The organism is Clostridium sp. (assembly GCF_036781005.1).
Taxonomy (GTDB): domain Bacteria; phylum Bacillota; class Clostridia; order Clostridiales; family Clostridiaceae; genus Clostridium_B.
Genome location: NZ_DAIQBT010000032.1, coordinates 1 through 18,714, shown reverse-complemented (window position 1 = coordinate 18,714; position 18,714 = coordinate 1). Strand labels below are relative to the sequence as shown.

Genomic DNA, 18,714 nt, shown 5'->3' with positions numbered 1-18,714 from the left:
CTTATTATCTACCTTCTTCCGATATCTTTTGTATTATACCTAAAGAAAAAAATGTTATAAGCATGGAACTGCCTCCCCTACTTACCAGCGGAAGGGTTATACCTGTCAGTGGGATGGCATTCATAACCCCTCCCACTATGACTAAAACCTGAGATGCTATCATCGCACTGTAACCCACCGCAAGAAGTCTTGAAAACTCATCGCTGCCATATACTGCAGCTCTCATACATCTATAAAATAATAAAAAATACAATATTATTATAGAAAAACCTATTAATATTCCTAACTCTTCACAGAGCACCGCAAATATAAAATCGGTTGTATTAATAGGAACATATTCTGGATGTCCAAGTCCTAGTCCCGTACCTGTAAGCCCTCCGGAAGCTATGGAAAACATAGATTGTACAATTTGATAACTTTCATTTGTAGCGTAAGGCCAGGGATTTTTCCATATCATAATTCTGGTTCTAACATGATTAAACAGTTTATAACTAATAAAAGCTCCTCCTGATGAAAGTAAGAAACAAATCAATACATACCTGAATTTAGAGGTAGCTATATAAAGCATAGTCACAGCTATTCCAAAAAATATAAGGGCAGACCCCAAATCCTTTTGAAGTACCATAAAAGCTAAAGATATCATTACCACTATGCCCGGTACTATTAAGTTTTTAAAATTTTTATAGTTTTTTAAATCTGATGCCAAATATGCTACTAAAAACAGTTTTGCAAATTCTGAAGGCTGAAATTGAATTCCCGCTAAATCAACCCAGTTTTTTGCACCATTTATTTCATTGCCTGTAGCACTTCCTACAACCGTACCCATCCCCATAAATATCAATGTGCATATTAAATATATGTATTTATATTTGCTAAATCTACTGGTATCCGGCATTAAAACTACAATAAGTATAAAGCCTGTAACCCCGATTGCAAACCATATTATCTGTTTAATGGCCACAGTCATATCTATTCTATACAACATTACCATACCTATAACTGACAATATACTTGAAAAAATAAATATGTATTTATCCCCGTCAGAAAAAAATTTTCTTATTACAAAATAAGAATATCCTATTAATAGGCACACTACCACCGCCATTACCATAGCACCTTTATCAAAGGGCTGTTTTATTATTGCTAAATTCAAGAAACAAACAAAACATAACAAATATGTATATCTTAACAGTTTCTTCTCGTCTCTAGTAGTATCCAATATATTCACCACCTATAAATATTATAGTAAATTCCCATATCAAGAACATTTAATCAACTATCCTATAACTTTAAAAGCTGTATTTCCAATTTTAATTTCATCTCCAGGAGCTAAATAATGCTTTCCTCTTAATTTTTTACCATTCAAAAGAGTTCCATTGGTACTTCCAAGATCTTCTAGTACACAATCTTTTGCATTTTTTATATAAATCCTAGCATGATGACCTGATGTATATGGATCTTCCAATATAAGCTGATTGTCATTTTTCCTTCCTATGGTCACCTCTCTTCTTACAGGAATTACAGCACCTCTTCTAAGGTTTGAATTTTTGCCTGGATTAACTACTTCAAGTCCAAAGGATTTTTTAATCATTTTTCTATTTCTTTTTCCTCCATTTTTTATATCTTTATACATTATCTTTAATGCCCAAAATATTATAATATAAACTATACCTATAATCACAATTTTAAAAATCATACTTAATTTACTTAAATCCATTTAAAGATATCCTCCCTTAACACATGTAAAGACTAGCATGGTAAGTATAGCAGCTAGTCTTTACATAAATTATATCATCTTTTTCAGATATTGTCCTGTATAGGAGTTTTTATTTTCAGCTACCTGCTCCGGGGTACCCGTACAGAGAATAGTTCCACCCTTATTTCCTCCTTCAGGACCAAGATCAATGATGTAATCTGCACACTTTATCACATCTAAATTGTGCTCTATAACAACTACTGTATTTCCTGCATTTACAATTCTCTGAAGTATACTTATAAGTTTATTTACATCATCTATATGAAGTCCTGTAGTAGGTTCATCTAATATATATATGGTTTTCCCCGTACTTCTCTTGGATAGTTCATAAGCTAGTTTAATTCTTTGGGCTTCTCCTCCAGATAACTGTGTTGATGGCTGACCTAATTTAATGTATCCAAGTCCTACATCCATCAAAGTCTGTAATTTGTTTTTTATTCTGGGTATATTTTCAAAAAATTTCAGTGATTCCTCTACAGTCATATTAAGTACCTGGGCAATATTTTTATTCTTGTATTTTACTTCTAGTGTCTCTCTATTATATCTTTTTCCTTTACACACTTCACAGGGAACATATACATCTGATAAAAACTGCATTTCTATTTTTATTATTCCATCACCGCTGCAAGCCTCACATCTTCCGCCTTTTACATTAAAGCTGAATCGTCCTGGTTTATATCCTCTTACCTTTGCTTCATTAGTATTTGAAAACACCTGTCTTATTATGTCAAATACTCCTGTATAAGTTGCAGGATTTGACCTGGGAGTTCTTCCTATAGGACTTTGATCTATATTTATTACTTTATCTATATTTTCCATTCCTAAAATATCTTTATGCTTTCCAGGATTATGCCTTGAGCTATTTAACTTTTTGTGTAAAGACTTATATAATATCTCATTTACTAAAGTACTCTTTCCTGAGCCAGATACTCCTGTAACACAATTAAATACTCCAAGTGGAAATTCTACAGTTACATCTTTTAAATTATTTTCTCTGGCTCCTATTACCTTTATGGATTTTCCATTTCCTTTTCTCCTAATCTCCGGTGTTTTTATTTTTTTCTTGCCGCTTAAATACTGCCCTGTTATGGAAGCATCACATTCTATAATATTTGAAACACTTCCACAGACAACAACTTCTCCTCCATGTTCCCCTGCTCCCGGTCCTATATCTACTATAAAATCTGACTCTCTTATAGTATCTTCATCATGTTCTACAACTACAACCGTATTTCCAAGATCCCTTAAATGTTTTAAAGTGGATATCAATCTGTCGTTATCCCTCTGATGAAGTCCTATACTTGGTTCATCTAATATATAAAGCACTCCTACAAGACTAGATCCTATTTGTGTAGCAAGTCTTATCCTCTGGGCTTCTCCTCCCGATAAAGTTCCTGCTGTTCTAGATAAAGTCAGATAATCCAAGCCTACATCTATTAAAAATTCTAATCTGGAGTTTATTTCCTTTAATATCTGCTCACTTATTATAGTGTCCTTTTCAGATAACTTTAGTTCTTTAAAAAACTTCAGTTCCTCCTTTATAGACATGCTGCACAATTCAAAAATATTCTTTTCACCAACTGTAATTGCTAGAACTTCCGGCTTCAACCTTGCTCCCCTGCATTTTGGACATGGATTATGACTCATATAATTTTCTACTTCTCTTTTTATATAATCTGAGTTTGTTTCCATATACCTTCTCTTTAAATTATTTACTATTCCTTCAAAAGAATGATTAAAGTCCACCACTCTATTTTCTTTTTTATATCTAACTCTTATCTTTTCTCCCTTTAATCCGTGCAGCAGCATATCTAAAATATCAGGATCCAATTTTTCTATGGGAGTATCCAATTTGAAATTATATTTACCAGATAAAGCTTTCAATATGCTAAAAGTCCAGGAGTCTTCTTTTAGACTTCCCTCTCCCCAACACATTACAGCTCCATCCATTATACTCTTTTTCTTATCGGGTATTATAAGATTGTCATCTATTTCAAGTAATGTGCCAAGTCCATCACAAGTATCACACTTGCCAAAAGGAGCATTGAAGGAAAAAGTTCTTGGAGTAATTTCTCCCAAGCTTATTCCACAATCCGGGCATGCAAATTTATCACTAAATAAAATATCTTCCCCTGAAATAACATTTATAATAACTATTCCCTCAGACAGTTTAAGTGCCATTTCTATAGAATCTGCCAGTCTGCTTCTTATTTCTTCTTTTATTACAATTCTATCTACTACTACTTCAATGGTGTGTTTTTTATTTTTTTCCAGCTTTACTTCTTCATCTTGAAGATCCACTATATTTCCATCAATTCTGGCTCTTATAAATCCATTTTTAACTATATTATCCAGAATCTTTAAATGTTCTCCCTTACGTCCCCTTACCAGTGGGGAAAGAATCTGTATCTTAGTTCCCTCCACCATGTCCATAACCCTGTCTACCATTTGATCTATGGTCTGCTGTGTTATTTTCCTGCCGCATTTGGGACAATGAGGAACTCCTATACGGGCATATAATAATCTTAAATAATCATATATTTCAGTAACTGTACCTACAGTGGAACGGGGATTTCTGCTAGTTGTCTTTTGATCTATGGATATGGCTGGCGACAATCCTTGAATATATTCAACTTCCGGTTTATCCATTTGCCCTAAAAATTGCCTGGCATAGGCAGATAGGGATTCTACATATCTTCTTTGACCTTCTGCATATAGAGTATCAAAAGCTAAAGAAGACTTTCCCGAACCTGAAAGTCCGGTAAATACTATAAATTTATCTCTTGGTAGCGTCAAATCTACATTTTTTAAATTGTGAACTTTAGCACCTTTTATCACTATGCTATTTTTCATTAATTTTACTCCTTAGATAATTTGGTTATTTATAAACATTCTGCTTTTTCTGCTTTTTTAATTTTGCAATTTCATCTCTTAGTTTTGCTGCTTCTTCAAATCTTAATTCCTTAGCTGCCGCAGCCATTTGCTTTTCATGTTCTTTAATAATTTCTTCCAACTTCTTATGATCTGCCTTTACAGCTTCTTCTAAAGTACTATATGTCTCTTCTTCTTCTAAAACCATAGTAGATTCTATTATTTCCCTAATTGCTTTATTAATAGTTTTAGGTTTTATCCCTTTCTTTTTATTATACTCCATTTGTATCTGTCTTCTTCTTTTAGTTTCACTTATTGCCTTATCCATAGAATTTGTAATGGTATCTGCATACATTATAACCTTGCTTTCAGAATTTCTGGCTGCTCTTCCTATGGTCTGTATAAGAGACTTTTCTGATCTTAAAAACCCTTCTTTATCAGCATCCAAAATTGCAACCAGTGCAACTTCCGGTATATCAAGGCCCTCTCGCAGCAAGTTAATTCCTACTAATACATCAAATTCGCCTTTTCTTAAATCCCTTATTATTTTCATTCTGTCTATAGTAGTTATACTGGAATGAAGATATCTTGTTTTTACATCCATATCTTTAAAATATTCTGTTAAGTCCTCAGCCATTTTCTTAGTGAGAGTTGTAACAAGCACTCTGTATCCTCTACGTACAGTTTCTTGTATATTATCATAAAGATCATCAATTTGCCCTTTAATGGGTTTTACTATAATTTCAGGATCCAATAATCCTGTAGGCCTTAATATTTGTTCTGCTATATTCTCGGAATTTACTAATTCATATTCTGAAGGAGTTGCACTTACAAATACTACTTGATTCAACTTATTCTGAAACTCTTCAAATTTTAGAGGTCTGTTGTCAAAGGCAGACGGCAGTCTAAAACCATACTCTACTAAAGATTCCTTTCTGGATCTGTCTCCTGCATACATGGCTTTTACCTGGGGAAGAGTAACATGACTCTCATCTATAAACAAAATAAAATCCTTTGGAAAATAGTCTATGAGAGTTTGAGGAGGAGTTCCTTTTGCTCTTCCATCCAATATCCTGGAATAATTCTCGATGCCATTACAATATCCCATTTCTCTCATCATTTCTATGTCAAAATTAGTTCTCTGCTTTAATCTCTGAGCTTCTAGTAATTTATCTTCAGCGATAAGTTTTTTAAGCCTATCTTCTAACTCTGCTTCTATTTTCCCTATGGACATTTCCAACCTTTCTCGTGAAGTGGCAAAGTGGGATGCTGGAAATATAGAAACATGTTTTCTTATTCCAAGGGTTGCCCCCGTTAACACATCAAACTCCCTTATTTTATCAATTTCGTCTCCAAAAAACTCCACCCGTATGCCATGTTCTGCTGAAGAGGCAGGAAATATATCTACAGTATCTCCTTTTACCCTGAAGGTACCTCTTACAAAGTTTAAGTCATTCCTTTCATATTGAATTTCTACTAACTTTTTAAGCACCTCGTCCCTATTTTTTATCATTCCCTGTCTTAAAGATAAAGTCAACCTTTTATATTCCTCTGGATTTCCCAATCCATAAATGCAGGATACAGATGCAACTACTATTACATCTTTTCTCTCCAGTAATGCAGAGGTGGCAGAATGTCTTAATTTATCAATTTCATCATTTATAGATGCATCCTTTTCTATATAAGTATCTGTTTGAGGTATATATGCCTCTGGTTGATAGTAGTCATAATAAGATACAAAATACTCTACACAATTTTCTGGAAAAAACTCTTTGAATTCCGAACAAAGCTGTGCTGCCAAAGTTTTATTATGGGCAAGTACCAGTGTAGGCTTTTGTACTTTTTCTATTATGTTTGCCATGGTAAATGTTTTACCGGAACCAGTGACTCCAAGCAATGTCTGGAATTTATCTCCTTTTAAAATATGGTTGGATATACTTTCTATAGCCTGTGGTTGATCTCCTGTAGGGCTAAATTGAGAATGTACTTTAAATTTCCCCATTTATCAATCATCCTTATCCTTGTTTTTTATTTTATTTAGTATTTCTGAAAATCTATTTTTATCTAATTTTACTACCATGCTATTTTTAGGAACATTCCTTGGAACAAAAACTATTCCAAGTCTTTTGTTTTTATTCATCCTATTATAACTAACTTGTTCAAAGTTTCCAGCTACTCTTTTTACTTTAAACCATATAAAATTTGAACACTCTTTTATTATCTCCATTATCCTGTCTTCATTTTCTATTTTCTCACTATTTATTTCCACCAGCAAATCTCCACTTTTAATTCCCATTTCATTGGCAGGAGAGTTAGGTGCTACTGCCAATACCATAATCCCTTCACTACTACTTATGTATTTAGGTTTACCTTTTATTTCTAAATTTCTCTGAAGCAGTATAATTCCTTCATGAGCCAATGGTGCAAACACCAATAACAATAATTTAAGCCATATATTTAAAACAGCAACTTGTGCTACTCCAAATAAAACCAAACTATATAAAATCACAAGACCTCCTGACATAGCTGTTTTTTGTTTAATGTCCCTAGTAAATGTTACACTATTATATCCCATGACTGCATAAAATGGTATTAACACCATGACAGCATTTTGTAAAATGTTATGGGATATGGAGGTATTTATCAGAGGCCACCAATCTTGAACAGATATCTGTGAAAAATTGCCCACTATAGACTTTGGATGAAGCATAAAAATTATGGCCATAGGAATTGCCCAATATCTCTGAAGTGCAAATCCACCTATTATATTTCCATCTTTACTGGTAAAAACAGGGATAGCACCTCTTTTACCATCTATAATAATTAAAATTCCTTCTACTAAATGTAATATGGCTACCATACTCATAAGTGAAACTACATCTATTTTCAAGAAATTCAGACTAGCTATATTAAGCTGTTGTGATAATACACTCAATACAATACTTATAAATCCTAATATTGCACCAGAATAAGAAAAACATATAAATCTAGGATTAAAAAACATAAAAACTATTGAGGCTAAAAATATCAAATCTATAGCTGAATTTTCATCAAAAATCACCCCAAGATAGGACATAATAACACTTGCAAGGATTCCGCCAAAAATTCCCATTACAATTTGAGATATTGTAAGCTCAAAAGGAGAATTAATCTTTTCTCCAATTATCATTTGCTGCATTATAACTGTCTGTTTATTTTTTCTATATAATGTAAATGCCAATATAGCTAAAAGAAGCACTAAATATGGTTCTGTAAGTGCAAAAGCTACAGATTTTAATGTGTACAATAGTATCATTAAAATTAATTCCCCTCTCCATAAACAAAATTCTTAATTTTGAAATTCTTTATATTTTAAAATCTTTTTATTTTTAAACTTATAAGTACAATAATTGAATAAATTAAATTAGACAGAGTTTGTCTGTCTAACTTAAAAACTCAAGATATATTTGCAATTGGATCTAAAATCTGCTTATTTCACCTTATTTTTTGCTATTTCATAGGCTTTATTAAACTGTGGATCCTTGTTCCTATCATAGCTGGACCCTTTAAGTTCATCTGGATACTCCACTTCTACATCAGGATTTATTCCCTTTTTATTTATATCATTGCCACTTGGAGTATAGTACTTCGATATAGTAACTTTAAGTGCAGTGCTATCTCCTGTATCCAATATAGTTTGAACTACCCCTTTTCCATAAGTCTTTTTTCCAACTATGGTTGCAAGCTTATAGTCTTTCAATGATCCTGAAAATATTTCTGAAGCACTAGCTGTATTTTCATTGGTAAGTATGGTTACAGGTAAATTATTGAAGTTTCCTCCCTTTGACTTATATTCCTTTTTATTTTTATATTTATCTATAGTTGAAACTATTACCTTATCCCTGGAAACAAAATTAGAAACCATATCCACACACTGATCCAGCATTCCTCCCGGATCATCTCTTAAGTCCACAATTAAAGATTTCATTCCCTGGGAACTTAATTTATTTAATTCCTCTTTAAAACTTTCTGCTGTATTTTCATCAAACATATCTACTTGAACATATGCCACACTACCTTGAAGCATTTCACCTTTTACAGTTTTAATATCTATCTTTTTTCTTTCGACCTCTACATCAAAACTATTTTTATTTGCCCTATGTAATGTAAGGGTAACTTTTGTATTCTCTTTTCCCTTTATAAGAGATACAGCCTTATCTAAATTTTTTCCAGTTACAGCAATTCCATCTACCTTTTGTATTATGTCGCCTGAAGTTATTCCTTGTTGTTTTGCCGGAGAATTATCAAATACATCTACCACTACAATATTGTTTTCCTTTGCCATGACCTGAATTCCAATTCCATAATAGTTTCCCTCAGTCTGGACACTAAAACTTTCAAATTCCTTTTTATTCATGAACACAGTATATGGATCATTTAAAGACTCTGTCATGCCTTTAATAGCTCCCTCAACTAATACGCTATCGTCTATAGAACCATAATAATACTTATATAATTGATTTCTCACTTCAAATAATTTTTCAAATTTACCCACTGCATCTCCCTGGGCATTTTTTATAAAACTAACTGTACCAAACAGTGTAAGAACATTTGTTATAATTACAATAACTACAGTATATGCTATCCATTTTCTTTTAATCTTCAATCCATTAACACCTCGTTTTCTGAAACATTCACTATATATAGTATTTATGTAAATCTTAAATAATTATAACACTAAAAAAAATAAATTTGCACCACTATTTATTATTACTTTATTCATAGAATATATAAAATCAGCATGCAGAAATTAAAATATTCTACATGCTCTCCACTTATGTATTTTACCTAAATAAATTTTTCAAAAACTAAACTGCAAGAAATTTTCTGATAGATAATACGCTGCCTACAGCACCTATAATTACACCTGCTAAGGCAAATATACCTAAAATATTAGTTATTACATACTGAGGGTTAACCATTTGAATCATTATAAGAACATTGGATGCTTTATTATACACTATTTTATATAGGTAATATAATATTATATTTGAAACCACTGCTCCTATGAGTCCTATTATAATACCTTCTATAATAAAAGGCCATCGTATAAACCAGTCTGTGGCACCAATATATTTCATTATACCTATCTCTTTTCTTCTGGAATATAATGTTATCCTTATAGTATTTCCTATTAGAAATAAACAAACTCCAATTAGTATTATAAGTATGATACTTCCTGCCCATTTTATTGTTCTGCTTATAGCTATAATCTTATCTACAATACCTCTTCCATCTTGCACACTCTCTATACCAGGCATGTTTTCTATATTTTTAACTACTGTAGATACAATTTCAGGCTCTTTAACCTTAATTATAAATGCACCAGGAATAGGATTGTCCTTATCTAGCCCCTCTACAAGAGACTTATTTTGCTCTCCTAACTGATTTTTAAATTTGCTCAATGCTTCAGATTTTGTTTCATAAGTTACCTTAACTATGCCATCTGTGGAATTGACCTTTTTTTCAATATTTTCTCTTTGAACTTTAGTTATATTGTCTTTAAGATAAACTTTTACCTCTATCTTGGACTGAACCTCAAGTACACCCTGCTTGATATTAAGCATTGCAAGTATAGCTATACCAAATATAAATAATGTGGCTGCCACTGTAGCTGCTGCTGCTATACTTATAGTTTTATTCCTATTTAAACTTCTAAAAGCATCTTTTATAAAGAAGTTTATGGTACTAATCCTCATACTCATATGCACCCCTTTGCTCATCTCTTATAATGATCCCATTTTCTATTTCTATAACTCTTTTCCTCATGGAATTAACTATACTACTTGCATGGGTTGCCATTAATACCGTAGTTCCTGCATGATTTATATCATTTATGGTATCCATTATATCCATAGAAGTATCAGGATCCAAATTTCCCGTAGGTTCATCTGCTATTAATATAGAAGGATTATTCACTATAGCCCTTGCCAGAGAAACCCTTTGCTGCTCTCCTCCTGAAAGCTCATGAGGAAATGATTTATACTTACTGGATAGCCCCACTAAAGATAATACCACAGGTACTTTTTTTCTTATATCTTTTAAAGGAGCTTCTATAACCCTCATTGCAAATGCTACATTTTCATACACATTAAGTGTAGGTATCAATCTAAAATCTTGAAAAACCACTCCTAATTTTCTCCTATAAAAAGGTATTTGATTCCTTTTTAATCCTGTAACATTTATATTATTCACTATAATATCACCAGTTGTAGGTTGAATTTCTTTTAAAAGAGCCTTTACAAAGGTAGTTTTTCCTGCCCCGCTGGAGCCCACTAAAAAAACAAATTCACCTTTTTCTATTTCCAAATTTATATTAGACAATGCAAATATGTTATTATTATAAACCATACTTACGTTTTTAAACTCTATCATGTAAACCTCCTCATACTTAATACATTTTCAAAAACTGTCACATTATAAAGTTTATTATATCATAAAGGGTGAAGAACCAAAATTGTAAAATTATTAACATTAAATAAACTATTAAAATAGTATTTACATTATGTTTGCTTCAAGATGATCCATAAAAAAACGATGTTATAAAATTCTATAGCATCGTTTTTATAATAATTTATTTTAATGTCAATCCCTTTTTTACTGCTTTAACTATATCTTCTGCCGTTAATCCATAAGCCTTCAAAAGTTCAGCAGGCTTGCCACTTTCCCCAAAAGTGTCCTTTATCCCCACTCTTACTACAGTAGTAGGCAAGTTTTCACTTAAAACTTCACACACTGCAGAGCCAAGTCCTCCAATAATACTATGCTCTTCCGCAGTTATAACAACGCCTGCTCCTCTAGCTTCTTTTATTATCTGATCTTTATCTATAGGTTTTATTGTATGTACATTTAAAACTGACACCTTTATACCTTCCTCAGCCAATATATTATAAGCTTCTAGTGCTGCATCTACCATTATACCTGTGGATATAATCACTGCATCTTTACCTTCCCGTAATTTCACCGATTTCCCAATTTCAAATTTATAATCTTTATTATCATTTATAACAGGTACCCCGGATCTTCCAAGCCTTACATAACAGGGACCCTTCTTCTCCACTATAGCTTTAATAGCCTCTTCTGTTTCTACTGCATCACTTGGACATATAACTGTCATATTAGGTATACTCCTCATAAGGGATATATCTTCCACAGACTGGTGAGATGCTCCATCTTCCCCTACAGTAATTCCTGCATGAGTAGCACATATTTTAACATTTAAATTAGGATAACATATTGAATTCCTTACTTGTTCAAAAGCCCTTCCTGTGGCAAATATAGCAAAGGTACTTACAAAAGGTATTTTATCACAGGTAGAAATCCCCGCAGCTACTGCCATCATATTAGATTCAGCTATACCCATATCCATAAACCTTTCAGGATATGCTTTTCCAAAGTTGCATGTTTTAGTGGATTTGGACAAATCTGCATCAAAAACCACTATCTTTTCATTTTTTTCTCCTAATTCCAATAATATCTTTCCATAAGCTTCTCTAGTTGCTATCTTATTTGACATTACTCTTCACCTCCTATTTCACTTAAAGCTTTCTCACATTGTTCTATATTAGGTGCTGTTCCATGCCAGCCCACCTGGTTTTCCATAAAAGAAACCCCTTTACCTTTAACAGTACTGCAAATTATCACAGTAGGTTTGCCTTTAACTGATTTAGCCTCCTCAACAGCCTCTATGAGTTCTTTAAAGCTGTGACCATCTGCCTCTATAACATTCCAGTTAAATGCTTTGAATTTATCTGAAATAGGATATGCAGACATTACTTCCTCACAAGGGCCGTCTATTTGAAGTCCATTAGCATCTACGAAAGCTGTAAGGTTATCTAGTTTATAGTGTGCTGCAGCCATAGCAGCTTCCCATACTTCTCCTTCTTCAAGTTCTCCATCTCCAAGTATGGTATATACCCTATACTCCTTATTGTCAATTTTGCCGCCTAGTGCCATTCCTACTGCTGCAGATACCCCTTGACCTAAAGATCCTGTGGACATATCTACCCCAGGTACATCATTCATGTTAGGATGACCTTGAAGCATAGAACCTAATTTTCTAAGGGATTGAAGTTCATCCACATTAAAATACCCTCTTTCAGCAAGGGTGCTATAAAGTGCAGGAGCAGCATGACCTTTCGAAAGTACAAATCTATCCCTATTTAAATCCCTAAAATTCTGTGGATTGATATTCATTTCATAAAAGTATAGAACAGTCAAAATTTCTACTATGGATAAAGAACCTCCTGGATGCCCCGATCCAGCTTTAGTTAGCATTTTTATTATATTTTTTCTTATAGACACTGCAATCTTCTCAAGTTTCTCTATATTTTTTTCCACAAACTTAACCTCCTAAAATAAACTAAAAACTTTTTATAGTTATTTTAACATAAAATTTTATTTTTATATATAAAAACCATACAAAACTTTACCCCTGTGGTAAACCACAGGGGGTTATATCGGTAAAGTTATTTATAAAATTAAAATCATTGGCACATAATTAATTTTATATGGAGTACTTATTGAAGTCCAACACTTACTAAAAGTGCTCCATCCACTTTTTCCATGTCAACATCTGTCATGTGGCCAATCTTTTCCTTCAATCTTCTTTTGTCTAAAGTCCTTATTTGTTCAAGCAATACCACTGAATCTTTATTAAGTCCATAAGCTTCTGATGATATTTCTACATGTGTTGGAAGTTTTGCTTTATTTATCTGAGAGGTAATAGCTGCAACAATTACTGTAGGACTGTATTTATTGCCTACATCATTTTGTATTATTATAACAGGCCTTACCCCTCCTTGTTCAGAACCAACCACTGGACTTAAATCAGCATAAAATATATCTCCTCTTTTCACTATTGTTGTCATCTTGCAAATCACTCTCCGAAAGCTTCGCTTCATATTCTTTAAATTCTTTCATGTCACTTGCAAAGCCCATTTCTGCGAATTCAAGATTAAGCTGCGCCATTTCCCTATACCCTTTTTCCATTTCTGATATTTTATTTAACCTTTTTTTCTCACTAATATATAATATGATAACTTCCCTAATAAATTCACTTCTTTTTTTGCAATCTTCTTTGAGTGCCTTGTTGAATTCATTATATAGTGTTTCTGAGAGGTTTATTACTAATCTTTTTGAAGTTGACATATACAAATTAATACCTCCTATTACCCTAAGCGAAAGATATATACAAACCAATTATAGTACCAAATCTATAATTGTGTCAAAGAAATTATCTATAATTTCATCATTTTTCTACTTGTAATTTTTTACATAGGGCTTTTTATCTTCATAAATATTTAATATAACCTTTTATACGTCTCTATTTAAGCATATTATGATTTATTATGTAAAATATTGGATATTAATTTATGTATATATGTGTTTATTTTCAATTTATAATAAAATACACAATATCTAGTAACAAGATTTATATTTCTCGTATACACTAATCAAGTGATTCTTAGGTTCAGGTGGAATTTACTATAGAGAAATATATCTCCTCTGAGCCTTATTAACAGTATTCTTAGTGTTTTTATGTCTTTAGCACTTAGATATACGTTATCCTTTAGGGGAAGAACTTATCCAAGCGTGTAGCAGTGTTTATCTCCCACTTTAAAGAAGATGGGAGTGTTAGCAATGGCAGCGTTCGGATAAATTGCAATAAAATCTATATTACATAAAAATTGTATTTATATATTTAAAAACAAATTTTTTATTCTATCATTTAATCATTTATTATATATTATACCAATTTTAAAATTTATATTCACAACTCTAATGTTTATATACATATAAGCCTTAGAAAAACTTATTAGGGTCAGAAGCAGTACTTATCTCCTAATTTAAAGAATATAGAATATCAGCTAATTTCTACCTTACATAACTTCTAAATCACTTGATATCAAATAATTTTTAACTTTAACTACCTCCCCTCCTTTTATATATACCCTTGGAACCCTTTTGCTTATCATACAAAGTACTTCATAGCTTATGGTTCCAATGATTTCAGCTATATCATCTGCATTAAACTTCAGTCCGTTCTTTTCTCCTATAAGTATAACTTCATCCCCTACATTAACCTTACCTACATCTGTTACATCTATCATGCATTGATCCATGCATATATTCCCTACCACTGGAGCAAACTTGCCATTTATGATAACCTTTGCCTTGCCAAATAATCTTCTAGTATATCCATCCGCATATCCCAGAGGCAATGTGGCTATTATACTTTTTCTAGCACATTTAAATTTTCTTCCATATCCAATATAGCTCCCTGATTCTAGTGTCTTCACATAAACTACATTGGCTTTTAAAGTCATTATGGGTTTTATACTTAAATTCTTCTTTTCCACTTCTGCAGAAGGATAATACCCGTACATTATTATGCCAGGTCTAACTAAATCACAATAAGTATCAGGCAATTCCATTATAGCCGCACTGTTTGATATAGTTCTCATATTTATTTTCACATTTTTCTTTATCAATTCTTCATATAATAATTCATACTTTTTAAATTGCTCATAACTATATACCTTATCCACTTCATCTGCTGTAGAAAAATGTGAAAATAAACTCTGTATTTCCATATTGGGTAATTTACTTATTTTACTTATCTCTTCTACACTATCTGACTCTATGGGAAATCCTATTCTTCCCATACCTGTATCTAATGCAATATGTACTTTTATTTTTTTATCTTTGCCTTGTGCTAATTTAAACAATTTATCTGCATAGTCATAAGAAGGTACTATAGGTTCTATATCGTAGTCAATTATTTCATCTAAAAATGCATCTGGTATTATACCAAGCACCATTATAGGAACTTCAACTTTATTTTTTCTAAGTTCTATTGCCTCTTCCAAAACTGCTACAGCAAATCTATTTATTCCAGCTTCTAACAATACCTCTGCAACTTCCACTGCTCCATGACCATAAGCATCAGCCTTAATAACGCCTACCAATTCCTTATCTCCTATTTTAGACTTTATTTGTCCTATATTATATAGAAGGTTGTCTAAGTTAATTTCTTCCCAAACAGGTCTATACTTTTGAAACATAATATATCACCTCATCTTTTATAATCTTATTTATTAAAAATAAAAACATACTAAAATTATATACCTTTTTTATTATGAATGTGAATATATTATAAAAATTAAAAGTCTTCCAAATAAGAACTAACTTATGTCAAACACATCTTTTCCTAATTCTGGATTGGCTTTAAACTCAGTATACTGTACTTTTACCCTCTCCTTTCCATCAGAATCATATATTATCAAATATGTGGGAGTACTGTTTTTTGTACTTACATATAATTCTGCCTTACTTATATTTTTATTATTTCCCGGTATATCCAGATGTATAATTTGATACTGCTGATTATTTATATTCTGGAATGAATTTTCAATTTTTTCATTAGTATAGATCAACGATATATATTGATTTATAAAGCAGAACTTAAACAGACTATCAAAATTTTTATTGTAATTGCATATACTGCCATTTCCAATACGTTTTGCAACTACCTTATCTTGTTTATAAAAAATTATTTCATCTTTTCCAAGCTCTAATCTATTACCATATTTAACATGATAAAATTGTTTTCCACTATATTTTATTTCTTCTTTAGAATTTTTTATGGATATATTTACATTACAGCTATAACTATTTAAATCCTTCAAATAGTATATTATCTCTTCTGTATTTTTTGTATTTTTATTACAAGATGAAAAAAATATAATTAAAGCAAAAGACATAATTCCAAGTATTAATTTCTTTCTCACTTTGTACCTCCGCATTTCACAATTTTTCACTACTAATCTATTCTATTATGTCTTTTTATATTACTTTTTTAATTTAATGGTTTACCCTAAATTACTCTATCAGTTCTTTTATTGAAAAGGGAAGTTCCTTTAAAATATGACTTGCATTAACACAAAACATACTTTCAGATAATTTATCACCACAATATCCATGCACAAAAACTGCAGCACATACTGCTTCAAAAATACTATATTTCTGGGCTATGAAAGAAGCTATAATTCCTGTTAAACAATCCCCCATGCCTCCTGAAGCCATTGAGGAATTTCCTGTAGAATTTACAGCTACCAAATTTCCATCTGTAATAATTGTATTATATCCTTTTAAAAGTACAATTACATTTTTTTCTTTTGCAAACTCTTTTGCCACCTGAATTCTATTTTCCTCTATATATTCAACATCAAGGCCAGTAATTCTGGACATTTCTCCCAGGTGAGGAGTTAAAATTACAGTACATCTTTTGTCCTCTAAAACATGAAGATTTTCACTTAAAACATTAATTCCATCTGCATCTATTACTACAGTTTTTGTAAAATTTCTTATAACTTTTTCTACTAACTTCAATGTATCTTTATTGTTTCCCATGCCAGGACCTATGGCAATAACGTCACTCTTTTCCATGGTTTTTTCTAAATCAATAGTTTCACTTAAATCTACAGTCATACCTTCTATAAGCTTTGAACTGAGTATTGCTCTGACATCTTTATAACAGCCTAAAGTAATAAGTCCTGCGCCACTTCTTATGGCTCCTTCTGTACATATATAGGCAGCACCAGTAAATCCACTGGAACCTGCTATAACAAATACTCTTCCATAATCTCCCTTATGCGAGAATTTATTTCTCTCTTTTAAGATTTTCCTGACAAAATTCTTATCAATAATAAAATAACTAATATCAAATTTTTTAACAGCTTCTCTAGGTATTCCCATATCCTCAACTAATACTTTTCCTGTGAATTCATCAGTTCCATATGTCAAGAATCCCTTTTTATATAATTGAAAAGTCACAGTTATATCAGCTCTTACACAGTTTCCTAAAACCTTTCCTGTATCTCCATTGAGACCTGAAGGAACATCTATAGAAATTATATAGTTGCTATTTTCATTCATTAAAGATATAACAGCACTTTGTATCCCTGCTATTTCTCTGGAAATTCCTGTTCCAAACAATGCATCAATTGTAACATCACTTTTTTGTATACATTCCTTAAGAATATCCATTTTTTCTTTTTCTTCACAATCTAATCTTAATATATTCAATCCCAAATTCTTTAAAATAGTATAATTAACTTTACAATCTTCACTCATGCCTTCTTCCTTGCCTACCAAAAACACCTGCACTTTTTTATTTGAATTATAAAGATGCCTTGCTACTGCAAAACCATCTCCTCCATTATTACCCCGGGTACATATTACACAGAAAGAGTTACAATTCGTTAAATTTATATTTTTAAGCACTTTTAATGCTGCATTTTCCATCAGAACAATACCAGGTATTTTTAATTGGCCTATAGCATAATTATCTATGTCTCTAGACATCTTTACAGTGGATATCTTCAATCTTATCAACCTCCATTATGGCATAAGCTATAGCATTGTCTACACCATGAGATATACTTAGATGGATTTTATAATTTCCACACTTATTTGCCATCAACTTAGCCTTTCCTTTCAATATTACAGTTGGTCTTCCAGAAGCAGTTCTGTCTATTTCTATATCTTTAAAATCAAAACCCCTAAATCCACTACCCAAGGATTTAACAACAGCTTCTTTTGCTGCAAACCTGCCTGCAACAAATTCAGGCCTCAAATTTCTATTTTTAAGATACTCTATCTCATTTTTGCTGAAAATTCTATCTATAAAAGTATTATGCTTTTCAATGGCTTCCTTAATTCTTCTAATTTCAACTATATCTACTCCAACACCAAATATCAAATACAATACACCCCCAGAGCTATTTTTGAATTATACTATTATATCTTATATTACATTTATTTATCCACACAGTAAATACCAAATTAGATTTAGTTGAAACTAAACTATATAATTTACACTAACAGATGATTACAAAAATTTTTGTTAATGACCTTACTAGCTATTTAAGAATTTTTTCAAGATTAGCTATGTGTCATTGTAAATTATATACCTCAACCTTTTACGTTTTTATATAACGTGAGTTCGAAAATAAAAAAAGAGTTATAGATATAAAAAATCCCAT

16 protein-coding genes are annotated in these 18,714 nt (G+C 31.7%); all 16 read right to left on the bottom strand.

What is annotated here, in order from left to right; genetic code table 11:
• Positions 1–4 precede the first annotated feature (4 nt).
• Entirely contained in the window at positions 5–1,219 is a 1,215-nt protein-coding gene (locus V7Q02_RS12290) for an FtsW/RodA/SpoVE family cell cycle protein (protein WP_333861310.1), read from the bottom strand.
• A gap of 57 nt (positions 1,220–1,276) precedes the next feature.
• The gene (locus V7Q02_RS12285; RefSeq protein WP_333861308.1) at positions 1,277–1,717 is read right to left on the bottom strand and encodes an FHA domain-containing protein; all 441 of its coding nucleotides are present in this window, start codon (positions 1,715–1,717) and stop codon (positions 1,277–1,279) included.
• A gap of 69 nt (positions 1,718–1,786) precedes the next feature.
• The gene (uvrA, locus tag V7Q02_RS12280) at positions 1,787–4,609 is read right to left on the bottom strand and encodes an excinuclease ABC subunit UvrA (RefSeq protein ID WP_333861307.1); all 2,823 of its coding nucleotides are present in this window, start codon (positions 4,607–4,609) and stop codon (positions 1,787–1,789) included.
• Positions 4,610–4,634: 25 nt separating this feature from the next.
• Entirely contained in the window at positions 4,635–6,629 is a 1,995-nt protein-coding gene (uvrB, locus tag V7Q02_RS12275; protein WP_333861306.1) for an excinuclease ABC subunit UvrB, read from the bottom strand.
• A 3-nt stretch (positions 6,630–6,632) separates the two neighbouring features.
• Positions 6,633–7,922 carry a PDZ domain-containing protein gene (locus V7Q02_RS12270; RefSeq protein WP_333861305.1) on the bottom strand — a complete coding sequence of 430 codons (1,290 nt, stop codon included), beginning with the start codon at positions 7,920–7,922 and terminating at the stop codon, positions 6,633–6,635.
• A gap of 174 nt (positions 7,923–8,096) precedes the next feature.
• Positions 8,097–9,272, bottom strand: coding sequence for a S41 family peptidase (locus tag V7Q02_RS12265; RefSeq protein ID WP_333861304.1), 1,176 nt, complete (start codon positions 9,270–9,272; stop codon positions 8,097–8,099).
• Between the two features lie 202 nt (positions 9,273–9,474).
• The gene (gene ftsX / locus V7Q02_RS12260; RefSeq protein ID WP_333861303.1) at positions 9,475–10,365 is read right to left on the bottom strand and encodes a permease-like cell division protein FtsX; all 891 of its coding nucleotides are present in this window, start codon (positions 10,363–10,365) and stop codon (positions 9,475–9,477) included.
• On the bottom strand, positions 10,355–11,041 hold the full coding sequence (gene ftsE / locus V7Q02_RS12255) for a cell division ATP-binding protein FtsE (RefSeq protein WP_333861302.1): 687 nt from the start codon (positions 11,039–11,041) through the stop codon (positions 10,355–10,357). The genes ftsX and ftsE overlap by 11 nt, the downstream gene beginning before the upstream one ends.
• Before the next feature lie 199 nt (positions 11,042–11,240).
• On the bottom strand, positions 11,241–12,182 hold the full coding sequence (locus V7Q02_RS12250; protein ID WP_333861301.1) for a transketolase family protein: 942 nt from the start codon (positions 12,180–12,182) through the stop codon (positions 11,241–11,243).
• Positions 12,182–13,006, bottom strand: a complete 825-nt coding sequence (locus V7Q02_RS12245) for a transketolase (protein ID WP_333861300.1) — start codon at positions 13,004–13,006, stop codon at positions 12,182–12,184. The genes V7Q02_RS12250 and V7Q02_RS12245 overlap by 1 nt, the downstream gene beginning before the upstream one ends.
• Positions 13,007–13,185: 179 nt before the next feature.
• The gene (locus tag V7Q02_RS12240) at positions 13,186–13,536 is read right to left on the bottom strand and encodes a type II toxin-antitoxin system PemK/MazF family toxin (RefSeq protein ID WP_012103902.1); all 351 of its coding nucleotides are present in this window, start codon (positions 13,534–13,536) and stop codon (positions 13,186–13,188) included.
• Complete coding sequence (locus tag V7Q02_RS12235; RefSeq protein ID WP_041701016.1) at positions 13,496–13,816, bottom strand: CopG family ribbon-helix-helix protein; 321 nt, start codon at positions 13,814–13,816, stop codon at positions 13,496–13,498. Before V7Q02_RS12235 ends, V7Q02_RS12240 begins: the two co-directional genes overlap by 41 nt.
• Before the next feature lie 731 nt (positions 13,817–14,547).
• On the bottom strand, positions 14,548–15,732 hold the full coding sequence (alr, locus tag V7Q02_RS12230) for an alanine racemase (protein ID WP_333861298.1): 1,185 nt from the start codon (positions 15,730–15,732) through the stop codon (positions 14,548–14,550).
• A gap of 120 nt (positions 15,733–15,852) precedes the next feature.
• A complete protein-coding gene (locus V7Q02_RS12225) occupies positions 15,853–16,458 on the bottom strand; it encodes a germination lipoprotein GerS-related protein (protein WP_333861297.1) in 606 nt (201 codons plus the stop codon).
• A gap of 91 nt (positions 16,459–16,549) precedes the next feature.
• Positions 16,550–18,055, bottom strand: coding sequence for an NAD(P)H-hydrate dehydratase (locus V7Q02_RS12220; RefSeq protein ID WP_333861296.1), 1,506 nt, complete (start codon positions 18,053–18,055; stop codon positions 16,550–16,552).
• The gene (gene acpS / locus V7Q02_RS12215; RefSeq protein ID WP_333861295.1) at positions 18,027–18,431 is read right to left on the bottom strand and encodes a holo-ACP synthase; all 405 of its coding nucleotides are present in this window, start codon (positions 18,429–18,431) and stop codon (positions 18,027–18,029) included. The genes V7Q02_RS12220 and acpS overlap by 29 nt, the downstream gene beginning before the upstream one ends.
• Positions 18,432–18,714: the final 283 nt, after the last annotated feature.